Here is a 15,988-nt window from a genome sequence, read left to right on the forward strand (position 1 = left end):
CCTCAACCTTTCCGCACGCCCGTCTCGTCAAGCAGGCGCTGGGCGTGCAGCCCCATGCGTTTCAACAGCGCGATCAGCGTCTCCTGTTCGTGTGCCGAAAGGCCGCCCACCGCGCGGCGAATGGTCTCGGCATGGTCGGGAAAGATGCGCTCCAAGAGCGCCCGGCCTTGATCGGTCAGCACGGCGTACACCACGCGGCGGTCCGTCGGGCAGGCTTCCCGCCGCAGCATTCCGTTTTTCTCCAACTTATCCACCACATAGGTAACACTACCGCTGGCCAGCAAGATGCTGGTGGCAATGCGCTGGAGCGGCTGCGGCCCTTTGTGGTACAAGAGCTCCAGCACGGCAAATTCCGTCGGGTGCAACCCGTGGGATTTGATGTCGCGAACCGAATGCTCCACCACGCTGCGGTGGGCGCGCACCAGCACACGGAACAAGTGCAGCGCGCGCTCCGTTTCTTCCGTTCTCCGGGTCATCGTGCCCACTCCTTACGTCACGCCTCGCAAGAACACCACGTTCCCTCCGAAGCGTGCGCTTTGCGGCAAGCTTGCGCCGTATAGAAAACCTCGCTGTGGGAACATTCTAGTCGATGGAAGGGGTTCGGTCAAATGCCGAGCCGCGCCCTTGACGGACCGATGCGGTCGGGGATATAATCATTTCGAACTCAAGATATTTAACATCGAGATATTTGCGCATCGCTCCCTCCCGAACCTACCCCCAGGAGGAACGCGCAATGCCCAGCTGGTGGCAACGAATCTTTGGCAAAAGGAGTGAAGCACAAATGACCAGTCCCAACATCCTCGTCGTCTACTACAGCGCTTACGGCCACACCTTTGAAATGGCCAAGGCTGTCGCCGAGGGAGCCAAGCGCGCCGGCGCCAACGTAAAGATCGCCAAGGTGCCGGAATTCGAGGCAGCACGTCAGGCCATGTCGACACAAGAAGCCTATGTGAAGGCGCAAGAGGCCCAGAAAGACATCCCCGAGGCTACCCACGATGATCTGAAGTGGGCCGATGGGATCATCTGGGGCGTACCCACCCGCTTCGGGATGATGCCGGCGCAAATGAAGCAGTTCATCGACACCGCCGGCGGCCTGTGGGCGTCCGGCGCGCTGGAAGGCAAGGTAACCTCCGTGTTCACCAGCACCGGCTCCATCCACGGAGGGCAGGAAGCCACGCTCCTCACCTCCATCGTCCCGATGCTCCACTTCGGCATGATCTATGTGGGCCTGCCGTACGGCGAAAACCAAGAACAGCTCACCGCCGAAGGTATCGGCGGTACGCCCTACGGCGCCTCGACGGTGGCCGGTCCGGACGGTTCGCGCATGCCGGACGAGCGGGAGAAGACGATGGCTGCCCGTCTCGGCGAGCGCGTGGCCCGCATCGCCGCCGCCCTCAAAGCCAACCGGTAACAGACAGAGGGCTGTCGACCAACCCCTGTCGGCAGCCCGCTCGTTTTTTGCCGGTCGCCGTGCCACCGTATTGGCTTGGCCGGTACCATCGGCCCATGGCATTTCGCCAAGGTTTGGCTTATGAATGGCTATGGCAACACGGTGATCATCGATCACACAAGAAAGGGCCCGTTTTTGCGGGCCTATTTTTTAACATCATATTGATCTGCGATAGAAAAGTGAATATCCAGCTAACACACCGACGAATACCCAAACACCTGTGCTAAAGCCAAGTGACAAGAAGTCGTTCCCGTTCAGGTTAGTATCTGGAAACAGATTCAGTCTTGCTCCCAACAACGGGCGAAGGTAGGAGATGACGCTGGGGACGTATACGCCCAGAGCGGTTAACCCGTACCCCACGACCAATGTGAAAATCGTCGCCACGCCAGGACGTGAGAAAAACAGCGAAAAAAGGAGCAGCAGGGTAGTGTAGCCCCAAAGAGTGGCGATGAGACAGAGGCCAACCCAAGCGATCAGCAAGAACCCGTTTTCGATTTGCAAATTGTCCAGGCTCAACGTTTGGGGTATGCCCCACGTAGCCGATGGATGCGCCATTTTCCCGGCTACGACGCCAATTCCCAAAACCACAAGTCCGTACAGCAAGGCCCACCCGTACCAGGTGACGGTTCGTCTCCACCAAAAGCGCCAGCGGCTCGGCACGCGAACGAGGACGAGTTGGTTCCAAGGGGTCGCCAACAGGGAATACGGCTCGCCCACGCCGAGGACGAACGCGCCAGGGATGATCAGCCACTCAAGGATTTTCAGCACGGACGTCTGAAATGATGGTCCTCCTAGAACCATAACCCCAATTTGCCAAGGATTCAAAAGGTGATCGGAAATTACATTCTTGACATTCAGGGCGCTCAGGATCCCATAGAGCCCCACAACCGGCAAGAGAATCAGCCATATTCGTCGCTTTGCCAATACGCGAAACTCCACGCTGCAAAGTCGCCCATGTTGATGCAGCCCTGCATTTTCCATGGTCAAAGATCACGCCTCACCGACAAAAGATGACCCACCACGCCGGCGGCCAAGAGCAAAAGGGTTTCTGCGAGGAACGACCATCCGATCGTGAAGAACGCAGGCACCCGGCTCTCGAATTCTACGTGTACCTTCAACAGCAAGTGCAAGGTGGGTGCCCAGGGAGCTTTTTCCGTAGCAATTATCCAGATGCCGTACGAAATCAAACAACTTGCGGCACCTGTCATCCAGGCTATGCCGGTATGGCGCAGCACAAAGGCCAGGAGGGCAATGATCGTGCCCCAGACGAAAAGGCCCCAGGTGATCAATACCCACGCTTGAAACAAAATCACAGGTGGTGGCACATGGAGGTGTTGCGGCCCAAGACCGCCCGGGTAACTCCACTGCGATAGCATCACCAACCGGCTCCAGGGTAGCTGCCATTGCACCGTAAAGACGCTGACCAGCACGGCAATTAGCCACATCATGCTGCTGTACAGGAAGGCCGCAATTCCCACGGTGCCTACCTTGCTCCACCACCACAGAGCCCGAGACGGACCGCGGTTCCAGTGTAGATACCCCCATCCTTCGAGGTCTTGCGTCACGACATCCGCAACCAGGATGAAAAAGAATGCCGGCAGAAGAACAACGACCTTAAACGGATCGTTGAACACATTCAGCAAGACGTCCCACTGGTTCGCATCGCCGAGCTTCCCGTAACCCTTGGCGAGATCCGCCACCGCAAGGACTGTGATCCCAAGGGCGAAGAGCGGAACCACCTTCCATCGTTTGCGGCTCAATAAAACCAGTGCGTGAAACCAGACCATGCGGAAAGACACGGGATCGGGGTTCCCTCCCTTTAAGCGGGACGGTAATCCGACAATATCCCGTCCCGCATGACGAGAATGCGGTCCGCCAGCTCCGCAACCTCGTGTAATTCATGGGACGTCAGGACAATGGCGACACCCTGCGTACGCAACGTTTTGAGCATCTGGAGGAAGGTTTCCGTGAACTCCGGATCCAGCGCGTTCGTGGGCTCGTCCAATAACAGAACACGTGGCCGTTCCATCAAGGCCTGGGCGATGCCCAGGCGCTGCCGCATGCCCATCGAATACGTCCGGACAGGACGCTTGTTGGCCGGATCGAGCCCGACCTGGCGCATGGCCATCGCAACTTCATCATCGGTAATCCGGCGGCGCAGCATGGCCAAAAGCCGCAAGTTGTCCATTCCCGACAGATACGGCAGAAATCCCGGCGTCTCGATCAGCACGCCAACGTCGGCAAGCGCCCCTGTCATTCCGGGTTTGAGGAGCTGCCCTCCGATCACAATCTGGCCCTTGTCCGGATAGACCAGGCCGCAAAGGGTGCGAAGGAACAAGGATTTCCCGGACCCGTTTGCGCCCACAATGGCCACGATTTCTCCATATTCCACCCGAAGATTGACACCCCGGAGGATGGCCACGCCGCCCAAGTGTTTTTCGACGTTGTGTGCTTCGATGGCCATCGAAGTATTGTTATTCAAGGATGTCCCTCCCTTTCCTCAAAACAAAGATCGTGTAGGTAGCGGCTGTCAGGCCTACAATAATCACGAGCCAAATGAACGGAATCCACAATCCGAGAGAGCCCGACCGCATGGCGATGAACGGACCGGAAAGGGCCAGCGGCGAGATGTGGGGCAGACCAACGACTGGAATGGCCATAATGAACATCACCACAATGTAAGCGAGCCAGGGGATCCCCAAGACCAGATAAATATTTGTCGTCCAGAGCGAAAGAAGCAGCGACAGGTTTGCCCAGGCGACTGCGGAGAGGATCACCACCAGCGTAACCAAGAGCACGTGCACGAACGGATGCTCAAAAAAAAGATTGTGGAAAAATGTAGGAAACGGATAGACCTCCCCATTCGGAGCAATGTGGCTCAGTGTAGGAACACCGTTGACCACATGCCACGGCGGCAGCGTCATCGGAAACCACACGATGGCAATGAGAAACGAAACAAGAAACCCGGCAAAGAACAACAGCCCGGTGAAGAGGCTGGTGGCCAGGATTTTCTGGACAATGTAACGCCGGCGCGGAACGCGAACGAGCAGGAAGCGAACGGCTCCTGTTTTCCGGTCCCAAGCCAAACTATCCCCTGTGATGAGGCAAGCGGCCAAGGGCAAGATGCCGATCCAAAAAGCACTTCCGCCGGCCCCTAATGCGTAGAGATATGCAATATACGCACTGAACTGATTGGATAGATATCCGTTATTCTGATAGGCAATGTAACCTTGAACCATAAACCCGATAATGAGCAAGAAAGCCAAGGCGGTTTGCCAACGATGTCGCAAACGATGAGCTTCTGCAGAGAGAATACTGAACATACAGCATTATCCTTTCTATGCCAGAGTCATGATTCTATGTGTTCCGTTTGAGGAAATACGTAATTTTCTGTCCTTCTGATGCCGAGCTGTTGTAGTAGATTGCCGGTTACCAGAGGCAGTCTGTGGATTTCGTTAACTTTTTCCGTCTAATGTTTTTTCGAAGCCCCCTTTCAGTATTCCATTCCCTGGCTGTGTATCAATCTATAAATCTATCCCCGGGCAGTTTGCCCAGAACCAGGGATATCTCCCCCGGTCAGCAGCATGAAAAACTGGTCGCAGACGAAAAGAAAGGGAAGATACGACGAAAATTCTGGTTGTTACCTATTCACCATGAATTGTAATAAAAGAAAACCATTAGACATGTTCGTACGTTTACGAGAGACACGCTTTTCCAGTGTGCTCCTGTCCCTTCAATGCTGCGGCCGGCATGGCCATTCCGACCGTTCCAGGGCAACGGCTGCGGTTACGCCGGCCATCTTCTTTTTCGGCGTGCGCGCTTGTACGGGCTGCTGATGGCGGGCGCACTTGGCCAGCAATCCCTTGGTCACAGGGTCACCGCGGCGGTCCGTCCTTGACGGCCTGCAGACGAAAGCGCCCGTCTTCACAACAAGCCGCGCGGCTGGCCAAGATCTGCTCGGAAGATTTGGTGCTGATGACGGTTTTCATGTGATCACCTCCGATGTAAAAAAAGAGGGCTTTAAAGCTCTACAGATGTTTTTCTATTGGAAGTGATCCCTGGACTTCTGGCAAGGCTTCGAGCCGTCCCCGTTCCATGTAATACACGGCATCACAAAGTGTCTCAATTTCCTCCCGGCTGTGGCTGGTCAGCAAAATCGTGACCCCTTTGCTACGCAGGTTGCGCAACAGGATGTGTAGGTCGCGCACACCCTCCTGATCCAAGCCGTTAGACGGTTCATCCAAGAGCAGGAGCCGAGGTTTTTCCATGATCGTCTGTGCCAGGCCCAGACGCTGGCGCATACCGAGAGAATAGGTACGCACCGGTTTTTTGTTCTCCGGATCAAGCCCTACCAGCCGGATAGCCTCTCTGATGTCGTCCTCATCGATGCGGTTGCGAAGGGAAGCCAGCAATTTCAGGTTTTTCAAACCGCTGTATTGCGGTAAGAAACCCGGTGTCTCGATGACGGCTCCCACCTCATCAGGAAAGGCTCCGGCCCGGCCGATTTCGCGCCCGAGCACCCACACCTCCCCTTCGCTGGGCCGAACCAGCCCGCACAATACGCGGAGCAACATGGTCTTCCCCGAACCGTTTCGTCCAATGATGCCGTAAATTTTCCCTTTATCCAACTGCAAGTTGATCCGCTCTAGCACCACTTGGTTCTTAATGCGTACGGTCACGTTTTTCACGTGCACAACCGTTTCGTTCACTCGCCCTGCCGCAGTCATCGTCTCCCCCCTCTTCTTCGGTTCTAGGAAATGTTCATCCGATGCAAGCGCCATGCGCCAACCCAAGCAAGCAAGCCTATCAGCAAACTGTTATACCCAAGGGACCAGATTAAGGAAAAATCGAAGACTTCCGGATCAAACAAAGTATGGCGCATTACAATTCCCTGGTTACCCGGCATCCAGCGCAGCGCCTCGACAGGTAGTGCGCCGCTCATCCAGGAGCTTACCACCACCGTCACCACAACGAAAAAAGCGAAGACGGGGCGCATCACCAGTGCCAGCACGTTTTGGGCCAACACTAGGGCAAATCCGGTCAACGCATGAAGACCAAAGGTCCAGATCAAATCTGATACTCTTATTGTGGTGTTGTCCACCGTCAAGGAGAGCCCGCTCTTTCCGCTTCCCAACATCCCCCAAGCGACCAACCCCACTATTAAAACCGCCCACGCATACACCGCCAACACGGCTACTAGTAGTGCGATCGCCTTTGCTGTCCACCAACGCAAGCGCGATTGCACGCGAAGCAAGATGAACACACCGTTTATATCTAACTCTCGGCGAGTCGAGTCCCCAAAAAAGTAAAACAGGAGAAACAGCGGCAACATCCAGGCAAGGCCATCGAGAAAATAGAGGTTTTCTTTTGTTGGACCACAAAAGGCGAAAAAAACGGCATCGAGCATCGTGGCTGATTCCCCGGATACGATTACCGCCTTTTGAACACTGCGCCACGCGAGAAATGCAAACACCACCCCGCTGACCCCTAGATGCCAGCCACGAAACGTGGTTAGGAACATCCAATGAAACAAGCGAAATGACATGCCGCGTCCCTCCCCACGTTCACGTGCGACCTTTCGTTAAAAAATGGCGTGTTTGGCTGAGTCGAAGCCCCCAAAACCCAATCAGGACGATCCAGACCAGCCAATAGCCAAATGACAAGGCCAGCACGGAGTAACGATCCATCGCGCTCAGGATGAGTAGGTGATAGGTCGGTGAAACCATGTGTACCCAAGAGAATATAGGGAGATCGATTAGCAGAAAACCGAAAAACAAGAGTGCCATACCTCCGGTAAATCCATAGACCGGTGCGTTCAACTGCAATGAAAGGGCGATCGTTATCATCCCGAACCCGTATAGGCTGAGAAACAGCCAAACACCTAAAATCAGCAAGCTTAATCCAGGTGGAAAGGCCAACAACATCGGGGACAGATACAAATCAGCCAGGGTTTGCCGTGCGTATGTGCTCCAGTTCCCTTCCGCCGGAAACGCGAAGGTTGAGGTCCCGCCCACCAGTGCCATTCCGAGCGCCACATAGGTCGCTGTTACCACAGCTAATGCCGCGGCTTTTCCGTACCACCACCACTTGCGCGACCCGCACCGTAACGCATAGATTTCTCCCCAACCTCGTTCGACCACGAGATCGCTGATTCCATACAAGTACAAAGGGATGAGCACAAACATCAAAGTGTAACGATTGGCGAAAATCGAAAACAGGGCGTCCCATATGTTGACATATTCGTTTTGGTTCGCGGCATTAACCAGCACTCTTCCCCCTTGCAGGTATGTCACAAGGATGAATAGAAAGGCACATACCGCCCAGCGCCATGATGTCAGTCGTTGAATCAGTTCGACTCTCACCAAATGGACCAAACGTTGCGGTTGTCCTTTCCGTTCACGCATGCACTGATCGCCTCGTTTCCCGTAGGGCAAAGGCAAGCAATGTGGCGGTCAACATCAGCATAAGTTGGGCGAACACGGAAAAAGCGGTTGATGTGGTGATCCCAAACGGTACCCACATCCCCAGTGGCGTCCATTCCTCAAGTCCCAGTGCGGCCAGGACAAAATTGGTCACATGATAGAACACAAAAGGAGTGACCAGCGCCAGGTAGCGCTTGTCCACATAAGCGGATACAGCAAACCCAAAGGTTGCGTAAACCGCGCCAAACAAAAAGGCTAATCCCGTGGCGATGAACACAAATACATCTGGATTGCTCCAGTAAACTACATTCAAAAAGCTTATCGGCTCAAGTTCACCCGGACTCCTAGGCGGAAGCCCACGGGGCAACATCAGGTTCGTGATACCGAAGATGATGATTAGCGGTAATGCAGTGGCAATTCCACCAGACAAGGCCACAACCGCCAACCGCATCAGGAAATAGCGCCAACGCGGCACCCGAAGAAGAACAAACCGCAGGTAGCCGGTCGTACGATCCATGACATATGCATCGGCGTGCGGCAAAACAGCCAGCAAAGGTGCCAGGACAACAAACAGCGCTGTAGGACCTTCCGCATACGCAAATAGCCACGCTTCATAGGCATTTCGATGAAACGGATGTGCACCGGGAATTACGTTCGGGCCTTCAAAATAACTGGAAAGCCCGATCATGCATAACAGTGTGCCGATTACAACGGCAAGCCAAAACGGAATCCCCAGGAATGCTCGTTGGAATTCGGCTTTCCACATTACCAGTCCCTCCTCACGACAGACGGGGGCTGTCGGAAGCCCCCGTAAGAAAAGTGTTATTTTTATTAATAGTTTGGAGCATCAGGACTCCAGTTTCCTGTCGCGCGGACATCAATCGTACATGTACATACTGACCAGGATAGGCGTTGATGGGTTTGTATAGGGATGTGCCGTCGCCAATCGAGTACCAATCCGAGACGGCGGTATTATCGTATAATTTACATAGTTGCCGCCCACGACGGAACTCTTCAATTGCGCCCATTCACTATAACCGCTGGCCAACGCATTTCCAGCCAGCACAGCCCCCAGTGCAATGCCAGCGCAGGTTGCAAGTAAACGTTTCTTCATTTTACAACTCATCCATAATTGATAGAATATTTTCCACCATCATTGTAGTTTGGATCACTGGATCTGTCAAGCATTTTTGGTAGGATTCTTACTAGAAGGAGAAGTTCGAAGCTATTGATATTGATTTACCATGTTTGTTAGGGTATATAAGGCTCTATTAGATGTTTCTAGCACACGAGTTGATCATATTTAGGTGTTGGCTGCTGTGCCCGAGTCATCGACGTGGCCATCATTGTCACCACCTCCCGAGAATCGGGAAAACGAATAGGCCACCTGCCTTCCGCGCAGGTGGCCTTCGGTCATTTGCGCGACGCAACTTCCTCGTTGTCAACCGTTCAGAAACCGCAACGGGTGGTGATTGCGGGCGGGACATCTTGTTGATGAAGCCGAGAAAAAGGGAATACAATAGGCAAGAACACGCCCACGCAGACCGCGCATGTGAATCCCCTGTAGAAAGAGGTGTGAAATTGAAAGAAAAGCTGTGGACGAAAGACTTTGTGTTGCTTTCCCTGGCCAATCTGTTTCAATTTTTCGGATTTCAGATGCTCGTGCCCACTCTTCCGGTTTATGTCACACAACACGGCGGAAACCAGACTGACGTCGGCCTCATCACCGGCATCTTCACCATTTTTGCGCTGCTGATCCGCCCGTTTACCGGCGCTGCGCTGGATTGGACCGGACGCAAACGGATCTTGGTTGTCGGCTTGCTCCTCAACTTGTGTGCCATTGTCAGCTATGGCATTGCCCCTTCCGTCCTTTCCATCTTGTTGACGCGAATCCTGCACGGCGTCGGCTGGGGGATTTCGACCACCGCCTACGGGACGATCGCGTCCGACCTCATTCCGCCCTCCCGGCGGGGGGAAGGGATGGGATACTTCGGGTTTTCCTCCACGCTGGCGATGGCCGTCGCGCCGTTGATGGGCATCGGGATCCTCAACCGGTTCGGCTTTGGCCTCCTGTTCCCGATTGCTGCCGCGAGCACCCTCCTCTCGCTGGCCCTGACGCAGCTGGTGCGGATCCCCGCGTTGCCGGAAAACGGCGCAACCGTGGGCACGAAACCCTTTTGGGCGGGCCTGTTCGAAAGAAAAGCGCTGTTTCCCTCTTTTCTGGTAATGTTCGTGACCTTCACCTATGGGGGCCTTGTCAGCTTCCTTCCCCTGTTCGGGAACGAAATCGGGATCGCCAACATCGGATGGTTTTTCACCGTGAATGCCCTGTTTTTGCTCGTCGTCCGGCCGGTGGCCGGGATCCTGTTTGACCGGAAAGGCCCATTTTGGGTGCTGATGCCGGGGGCGTGGTTCGGAATGGCGGGCCTGCTGGTGCTCTCCTACGCCTCCACCCTCGGCGGCCTGGTGCTGGCCGCCATGCTGTACGGGATCGCGTTCGGCGCCATCCAACCCACCCTGCAGGCGTGGCTCATCCAGCGCGTGCCCCCGCAAAAGCGCGGATCGGCCACCGCTACGTTCTTTTCCGCTTTTGACCTGGGCATTGGCAGCGGGGCGATGCTCCTGGGCCCCATCGCCGGCCTCACCAGCTTTGCCGTGATGTATCGCCTCACCGCGCTGTGTTTTGTGGTCTTCCTTCTGGTCTACCTAGGGTATGCGGCAGCAAAAAATCTGCCGTCACGATCTCTCAAAAAGCTGCGTACGTGATTGCCGATGAACAGGAGGACGATTGAAAATCGGCGGCGTTTTTCATTTTTTGTTCCCTTGGTATGGAGCCCCCCAGCACACCCGACGGATGCCACCAGAGCGAGTATAGACGATTCTGCACAATGTGTTATACTATTTAGCGGATTCGTCACGTTGTGATGGCAGTTTGACAGGGTTTCAAACGGACTTCCGGTTCTTCGGCTTCAACGCGAACATTTTCAGGGAAAGGAACGATCGTATGGACACCAAGACCGTTCAGCATTCCCTCGACGAGGTGCTTGCCGAAAGCGCCGTTTACGCCAACCTCCCTGCCGCGGCCCTCGTGGAACTGGCCGTCAAGCGCGGAGAGGGCACGCTCACCGCGGACGGCGCGCTCGCCGTCACCACGGGGAAATATACCGGGCGTTCCCCCAAGGACAAGTTCATCGTCGACGAGCCGTCAATGCGCGACCGGATCGCCTGGGGTCCCGTCAACCAGCCCTTCCCCCCGGAAGCCTTTGACCGGCTCCTGGCCGACGTCCTTGCGTACCTGAAAGGGCGCGACCTGTTTGTGTTCGACGGCTTCGCCGGCGCAGACCCGGCTTACCGGCTCCCCCTGCGGGTGGTGACGGAAACGGCCTGGCACAACCTGTTCGCCCGCCAGTTGTTTCTCCGCCCCACACCGGAAGAGCTGGCCGCCCATCGCCCGGCCTTTACCGTCATCTCCGCGCCGAGCTTCCAGGCCGACCCCGCCGTTCACGGCACGAACTCGGAAGTGTTTGTCGGCATCAGCTTTGAAAAGCGCCTCGTGCTTATCGTTGGCACGCAGTACGCCGGGGAAATCAAGAAGTCCATTTTCAGCGTGATGAACGCGCTGCTGCCCGAACAAGGCGTCTTCCCCATGCACTGCTCGGCCAACGTGGGGAAAGACGGCGACGTGGCCCTCTTTTTCGGCCTGTCCGGTACGGGCAAGACCACCCTTTCGGCCGACCCGAACCGCTTCCTGATCGGCGACGACGAACACGGCTGGTCGGACGTCGGCGTCTTTAACCTTGAGGGCGGATGCTACGCCAAGTGCATCGGGTTGTCCGCCGAAAAGGAACCGCAAATCTACCAGGCAATCCGCTTCGGTGCGGTGCTGGAAAACGTGGTGATCGACCCGGTGACGCGCCGCCCGGACTACGACAACGCGTCGCGGACGGAGAACACCCGCGCCGCCTACCCCGTCGACTACATCCCCGGCGCGGTGATTCCGGGGCGTGCCGGCCATCCGAATGTCATCCTCTTTCTCACCGCCGATGCCTTTGGCGTGCTGCCACCCATCGCCAAGCTGACGCGCGAGCAGGCCATGTACCACTTCCTGTCGGGCTACACCAGCAAGCTAGCCGGCACGGAGCGGGGCGTCACCGAACCGCAGGCGACCTTCTCGACCTGCTTCGGCGCGCCGTTCCTGCCCCTGCCTGCAAAGGTGTACGCGCGGATGCTCGGGGAGAAGATCGAACGCCACAACACGCGCGTCTACCTCGTCAACACGGGATGGTCGGGCGGCCCCTACGGCGTGGGCAAGCGGATGAACCTCGCCTACACGCGGGCGATGGTCACGGCGGCCATTACCGGCGCGCTGGAGGAGGCGTCGTTCACGCCCCACCCCGTCTTCGGCGTGCTCGTGCCCGACCGCTGCCCGGGCGTACCGAGCGAGGTCCTCGACCCGCGCAACACGTGGACCGATAAGGACGCCTACGACCGGCACGCGCGGGAACTGGCCCGCCGCTTCGCCGAGAACTTTACCAAATTCACGGATGTCGACGACGCCATCCGCGCCGCCGGGCCGCGGGCGTAAAACAGGTTCACAAACACGTCGCCCTTCACCATCACCCCTTTCCATACTTTAGGCTACTCACGCCGCGTGCGCCCATCGCACGCGGCTTTTTGTGCTGCTTCGCCCCGATGGTGCAACAACAAAGGCTGCCGGTCGGTTGTACCGGCAGCCATCCTGTTCCCTTACTCCCGCCATGCCTGGGGATGGTCGTCGCGCACAAGGTCGAGCTCCGCCGCCTTGGCGTTGGCCTCCACCTGCTCGACGTTCTTGACGCCGGGGATGACGCAGGTAACAGCCGGGTGCTGCAGGCACCAGGCGAGGGCCCACTGGGCCATGTCGACGCCCTCCGGGACCTCCGTGCGGCGAATCTCCTCCACCAGGCGCAGCTTTTTCTCCCGTTCCTCGTCATAGCGGCGCACATCCCGCTCACCGAACACGGCATCGGGGCGGTATTTGCCGCTCAGGTAGCCGCTTGCCAGCGGCACGCGGGCCAACACGCCGAGATCCTGGCGCTGGCAGGACGGGAAAACGTCCTCCTCCGGCCGGCGATCGAGGCGGTTGTAAACGATCTGGATCACGTCGGCACCCACGCGCGTGGCCGCTTCCACCTGGTGCATGCTGTTTTTCTTGTTCAAGGAAATGCCCAGGAAGCGGATCTTGCCGGCCTGTTTTTCTTTGTCCAGCATCGTCCACAGTTCGTCGTTGTCAAAGACCTCGTTGGTCCCGGAATGGAACTGGTACAGGTCGATGTAGTCCGTCTGGAGCGCCTTCAAGGATTCTTCCAGCTGCTGGCGCACTTCGGCGGCCGACCAGTGCTCGGTGCGGTCGCGAAAGCCGTGAAACTTGTGCCCGAACTTGGTGGCCACGACCCACCGGTCGCGTTCGCCGCGGATTGCTTGGCCAATGAGGGCTTCCGATAGGTGGTCGCCGTAGCACTCGGCGGTGTCGATGAAGTTGATGCCGAGCTCCTTCGCCCGCCCGAGGATGACGTTCACTTCCTCCTGCGTGAAGGTTTTCCCCCATTCACCTCCGAACTGCCACGTTCCCAGGCCGATGACCGACACCTTCAGACCTGTCCGTCCCAACCGGCGATACTTCATGCGTTTTCCCTCCCTTTTCGCGGTAGCAAGAGAATCACGGCGAAGCTGACCACCGCCAGTGCCGCCGTCCCCCAGTAAACGGCTTTAAGGGACGCCGCCAGCCCCTCCTGCAGGCGCGCCACTGCCTCAGGGGCCAGATGCAGGCGCTGCACCGGGTCGAGCAAGCGGTCGACGTCGCGAAGCGGGTCCGCGCCGGCCAAGCCCGCCGCTTCGAGGTGAACGCGCAGCCGCGTGTTGAGGACGCTCCCGAGCAGCGCCGCGCCCAACGTGCCCCCAAGCACGCGCATGAAGAGATTGGCCGCCGTGGCCACGCCGCGCATGTGCCAGTCGACACTGCTCTGTACCGCCACGACGAAGGTGGTGGTGGCAAAGCCCATGCCGACACCGGTGAAAAAGGATCCCAGGGCGGCCCATACCGGACCGTGCTGCGGAATGAGCGTGACAAAGAAGGCCGCACCGACGAGCAGAAAGACGCCGCCAACCACCGCCACGGGGCGAAAGCCGAAGCGCACCATGGCCTTGCCCGACAGCGTCGCCGCCAGCGGCCAACCGACAGACATCGCCGTGAGGGTAAACCCGGCCACCAGCGCAGACCGCTCGAGCACGCCCTGCACATAGGTCGGCAGGTATGACGATACGGCGATGAGCAGCGCCCCGGTGGTGAGCGACGCCGCGTTGGACAAGGCAATGACGCGGTGTCGCCATACGGCAAGGGGCATAATCGGATCCGCGGCCCGCCGTTCCCACAGCAGGAATGCGACGACGCCCAGGAAAAAGACGGCCAGCAGGGAGAGGCTCGGCAGCGAGATCCACGTCCAGGCCACGCCCCCCTGGATGAGGGCCAACATCAGCGCGGCGATGGAGACGAGGAGGAGCGCCGCACCGGGCCAATCGAGTGCAGGGGATTTCTTCGCCACGTCCTCGTGGAGGAAGAGGGCCACCCCCGCGATGGCCAACAGCCCGATCGGGACGTTTACCCAGAACACCCACGACCAATGCAGGACCTCGACGAACAGCGCCCCCAACGCCGGCCCAATGATGGCCGACACGCCCCACACGCCGGACAGGTAGCCCTGAACCTTGGCCCGCTCCTCCAGGGTGTAGAGATCGCCGACGATCGTCGTGGCGATCGGCTGAACGGCGCCGGCACCCAGGCCCTGCAGCGCCCGGAAGGCGATCAGCGTCGGCATGCTGGTGGCCATGCCGCACAGGAGCGAACCGACCAAAAAGAGCCCGGTACCGACCACAAATGCCGGCTTGCGGCCGTAGAGGTCGGCCAGCTTCCCCCACAGGGGCATGGTGACGGCCTGCGTGAGCAAATAGGCCGAAAATACCCACCCGAGCAGGGCAAAACCGCCCAAGTCGGCGACGATGCGCGGCATGGCCGTTCCGACGATGGTCACCTCGACCGCAGCCATGAACATGGCCAACAGCACGGCGGAGAAAACCAGACGCCGATTCGTTGTCCGCCGCCCCGGCCGTTTACGTTCCGCCACCTGCGGCTCCGTTGCCGGGCTCCCCCGCCGCATGACCCTCTCCCCCCCACAACGCTCGACTCAGGCGGACAAAGGTTTCGGCTGCCCGGCTACGGTACCCCGCCTTGCGCCACGCCAGCACCAGGGTGCGGTGTGGGCGCTCGGCCAGGTGCACATAGGCCGGAGGAAACGCTTCCCATCCGCTGCGCGCCACCATGCGCGGCACGAAGGCCACGCCCATTCCGGCTGCAACGAGGGACTGCACCGTTTCGATGTGGCTCGACTCGAAGACGATGCGCGGCTCAAACCCCGCCCGGCGGCACAACTCGAGGGCAATCTGGCGAAAGCCCTGGCCTTCCTTGAGGAAGATGAACGCCTCGTCGGCCAGGGAGCCGATCGGCACCTCGCCCTGCCGGCGCAGCGGATGGTCCGGCGGAATGGCGAGAAGGATCTCTTCTTCGCCCAACACCTCCCACGCCAGAACCTCGGGGTCAAGGGGCAGGGTAAGCAAGGCCAGGTCGACGTGGCCACGCGCGGTGCGCTCGATCAGCTGGGCCGTCGTCTCCTCCACCAGCTGCACCTCGATCCCCGGGTAGCGCGCGCGGAAAGCAGGCAGCACGCGCGGCAGCACATGGGCGCCCGTCACGGGCAGGCTGCCGATCACCAGCCGCCCTTTCTTCAGCTCCGCCACATCGGCCATTTCGCGCTGCAAATCAGCCACCAGTTCAAGGATGCGCCGGGCCCGCTCCACGAAGCGCACCCCCGCATCGGTCAGCTCCACGCCGCTGGAGCGGCGGGAAAAGAGCGGCACTCCCAGCTCCCGTTCCAGCTTGGCGATCTGTTGGCTCAAGGAAGGTTGGGCGATGTGCAGCTGCTCCGCCGCGCGGGAGATATGCCGCGTTTCGGCCACGGCGACGACGTACCGCAGTTGCCGCAATTCCATGGGCCCCTCTCCTTTGCCCGTTTCCCGTCGAAGG

Annotated in this window: 16 protein-coding genes; 3 read left to right on the forward strand and 13 right to left on the reverse strand. The window is 58.4% G+C overall.

The annotated features are described in order from the left end of the window. Positions 1 to 2: 2 nt before the first annotated feature. Complete coding sequence (locus ACYQ0Z_RS11765) at positions 3 to 476, reverse strand: MarR family winged helix-turn-helix transcriptional regulator (protein ID WP_459868442.1); 474 nt, start codon at positions 474 to 476, stop codon at positions 3 to 5. Positions 477 to 781: 305 nt separating this feature from the next. On the opposite strand from ACYQ0Z_RS11765, the gene wrbA reads away from it, so the two are divergent. Continuing rightward, positions 782 to 1,411, forward strand: coding sequence for an NAD(P)H:quinone oxidoreductase (wrbA, locus tag ACYQ0Z_RS11770; RefSeq protein ID WP_459868445.1), 630 nt, complete (start codon positions 782 to 784; stop codon positions 1,409 to 1,411). 195 nt (positions 1,412 to 1,606) lie between these two features. Here the strand turns inward: wrbA and ACYQ0Z_RS11775 are convergent, their stop codons facing one another. The 9 genes from ACYQ0Z_RS11775 to ACYQ0Z_RS11815 all read right to left on the reverse strand — a co-directional run bounded on the left by ACYQ0Z_RS11775 (position 1,607) and on the right by ACYQ0Z_RS11815 (position 8,638). After that, on the reverse strand, positions 1,607 to 2,437 hold the full coding sequence (locus tag ACYQ0Z_RS11775) for a hypothetical protein (protein WP_459868448.1): 831 nt from the start codon (positions 2,435 to 2,437) through the stop codon (positions 1,607 to 1,609). Next, positions 2,434 to 3,249 (reverse strand): hypothetical protein, encoded by an 816-nt coding sequence (locus ACYQ0Z_RS11780; protein ID WP_459868451.1) that lies wholly within the window; start codon positions 3,247 to 3,249, stop codon positions 2,434 to 2,436. Before ACYQ0Z_RS11780 ends, ACYQ0Z_RS11775 begins: the two co-directional genes overlap by 4 nt. 20 nt (positions 3,250 to 3,269) lie before the next feature. Beyond that, entirely contained in the window at positions 3,270 to 3,932 is a 663-nt protein-coding gene (locus ACYQ0Z_RS11785) for an ABC transporter ATP-binding protein (RefSeq protein ID WP_459868454.1), read from the reverse strand. After that, complete coding sequence (locus ACYQ0Z_RS11790; RefSeq protein ID WP_459868457.1) at positions 3,925 to 4,773, reverse strand: DUF2705 family protein; 849 nt, start codon at positions 4,771 to 4,773, stop codon at positions 3,925 to 3,927. The genes ACYQ0Z_RS11785 and ACYQ0Z_RS11790 overlap by 8 nt, the downstream gene beginning before the upstream one ends. Positions 4,774 to 5,183: 410 nt before the next feature. Further along, positions 5,184 to 5,321, reverse strand: a complete 138-nt coding sequence (locus ACYQ0Z_RS11795; RefSeq protein ID WP_459868460.1) for a hypothetical protein — start codon at positions 5,319 to 5,321, stop codon at positions 5,184 to 5,186. 157 nt (positions 5,322 to 5,478) lie between these two features. Next, positions 5,479 to 6,177: an ABC transporter ATP-binding protein gene (locus ACYQ0Z_RS11800; RefSeq protein WP_459868463.1), complete on the reverse strand. Its 699-nt coding sequence runs from the start codon at positions 6,175 to 6,177 to the stop codon at positions 5,479 to 5,481. Positions 6,178 to 6,200: 23 nt separating this feature from the next. Beyond that, positions 6,201 to 6,995 (reverse strand): DUF2705 family protein, encoded by a 795-nt coding sequence (locus tag ACYQ0Z_RS11805; RefSeq protein WP_459868466.1) that lies wholly within the window; start codon positions 6,993 to 6,995, stop codon positions 6,201 to 6,203. A 19-nt stretch (positions 6,996 to 7,014) separates the two neighbouring features. Further along, positions 7,015 to 7,854 (reverse strand): hypothetical protein, encoded by an 840-nt coding sequence (locus ACYQ0Z_RS11810; RefSeq protein WP_459868469.1) that lies wholly within the window; start codon positions 7,852 to 7,854, stop codon positions 7,015 to 7,017. Next, on the reverse strand, positions 7,847 to 8,638 hold the full coding sequence (locus ACYQ0Z_RS11815) for a hypothetical protein (protein ID WP_459868471.1): 792 nt from the start codon (positions 8,636 to 8,638) through the stop codon (positions 7,847 to 7,849). The genes ACYQ0Z_RS11810 and ACYQ0Z_RS11815 overlap by 8 nt, the downstream gene beginning before the upstream one ends. 809 nt (positions 8,639 to 9,447) lie before the next feature. On the opposite strand from ACYQ0Z_RS11815, the gene ACYQ0Z_RS11820 reads away from it, so the two are divergent. Together ACYQ0Z_RS11820 and pckA are read left to right on the forward strand one after the other, a co-directional pair. Beyond that, entirely contained in the window at positions 9,448 to 10,638 is a 1,191-nt protein-coding gene (locus tag ACYQ0Z_RS11820) for an MFS transporter (protein WP_459868474.1), read from the forward strand. Between the two features lie 238 nt (positions 10,639 to 10,876). Beyond that, complete coding sequence (gene pckA / locus ACYQ0Z_RS11825; RefSeq protein ID WP_459868477.1) at positions 10,877 to 12,457, forward strand: phosphoenolpyruvate carboxykinase (ATP); 1,581 nt, start codon at positions 10,877 to 10,879, stop codon at positions 12,455 to 12,457. A 161-nt stretch (positions 12,458 to 12,618) separates the two neighbouring features. Here pckA and ACYQ0Z_RS11830 read toward each other — a convergent pair whose 3' ends face one another. Genes ACYQ0Z_RS11830 through ACYQ0Z_RS11840 form a run of 3 tightly spaced genes read right to left on the reverse strand, consistent with a single transcriptional unit; the run spans position 12,619 to position 15,954 of the window. Continuing rightward, complete coding sequence (locus tag ACYQ0Z_RS11830) at positions 12,619 to 13,536, reverse strand: aldo/keto reductase (protein WP_459868480.1); 918 nt, start codon at positions 13,534 to 13,536, stop codon at positions 12,619 to 12,621. Then, on the reverse strand, positions 13,533 to 15,065 hold the full coding sequence (locus ACYQ0Z_RS11835; protein ID WP_459868483.1) for an MDR family MFS transporter: 1,533 nt from the start codon (positions 15,063 to 15,065) through the stop codon (positions 13,533 to 13,535). Before ACYQ0Z_RS11835 ends, ACYQ0Z_RS11830 begins: the two co-directional genes overlap by 4 nt. Then, positions 15,019 to 15,954, reverse strand: a complete 936-nt coding sequence (locus ACYQ0Z_RS11840; protein ID WP_459868486.1) for a LysR family transcriptional regulator — start codon at positions 15,952 to 15,954, stop codon at positions 15,019 to 15,021. Before ACYQ0Z_RS11840 ends, ACYQ0Z_RS11835 begins: the two co-directional genes overlap by 47 nt. Positions 15,955 to 15,988 lie beyond the last annotated feature (34 nt).

The organism is Calditerricola yamamurae, assembly GCF_054654135.1.

What these genes read in the sequence shown, in the direction of transcription:
- ACYQ0Z_RS11765 (WP_459868442.1), bottom strand. Translation starts at nt 476, where the DNA reads ATGACCCGGAGAACGGAAGAAACGGAGCGCGCGCTGCACTTGTTCCGT.
- wrbA (WP_459868445.1), top strand. Translation starts at nt 782, where the DNA reads ATGACCAGTCCCAACATCCTCGTCGTCTACTACAGCGCTTACGGCCAC.
- ACYQ0Z_RS11790 (WP_459868457.1), bottom strand. Translation starts at nt 4,773, where the DNA reads ATGTTCAGTATTCTCTCTGCAGAAGCTCATCGTTTGCGACATCGTTGG.
- ACYQ0Z_RS11800 (WP_459868463.1), bottom strand. Translation starts at nt 6,177, where the DNA reads ATGACTGCGGCAGGGCGAGTGAACGAAACGGTTGTGCACGTGAAAAAC.
- ACYQ0Z_RS11805 (WP_459868466.1), bottom strand. Translation starts at nt 6,995, where the DNA reads ATGTCATTTCGCTTGTTTCATTGGATGTTCCTAACCACGTTTCGTGGC.
- ACYQ0Z_RS11810 (WP_459868469.1), bottom strand. Translation starts at nt 7,854, where the DNA reads ATGCGTGAACGGAAAGGACAACCGCAACGTTTGGTCCATTTGGTGAGA.
- ACYQ0Z_RS11815 (WP_459868471.1), bottom strand. Translation starts at nt 8,638, where the DNA reads ATGTGGAAAGCCGAATTCCAACGAGCATTCCTGGGGATTCCGTTTTGG.
- pckA (WP_459868477.1), top strand. Translation starts at nt 10,877, where the DNA reads ATGGACACCAAGACCGTTCAGCATTCCCTCGACGAGGTGCTTGCCGAA.
- ACYQ0Z_RS11830 (WP_459868480.1), bottom strand. Translation starts at nt 13,536, where the DNA reads ATGAAGTATCGCCGGTTGGGACGGACAGGTCTGAAGGTGTCGGTCATC.
- ACYQ0Z_RS11835 (WP_459868483.1), bottom strand. Translation starts at nt 15,065, where the DNA reads ATGCGGCGGGGGAGCCCGGCAACGGAGCCGCAGGTGGCGGAACGTAAA.
- ACYQ0Z_RS11840 (WP_459868486.1), bottom strand. Translation starts at nt 15,954, where the DNA reads ATGGAATTGCGGCAACTGCGGTACGTCGTCGCCGTGGCCGAAACGCGG.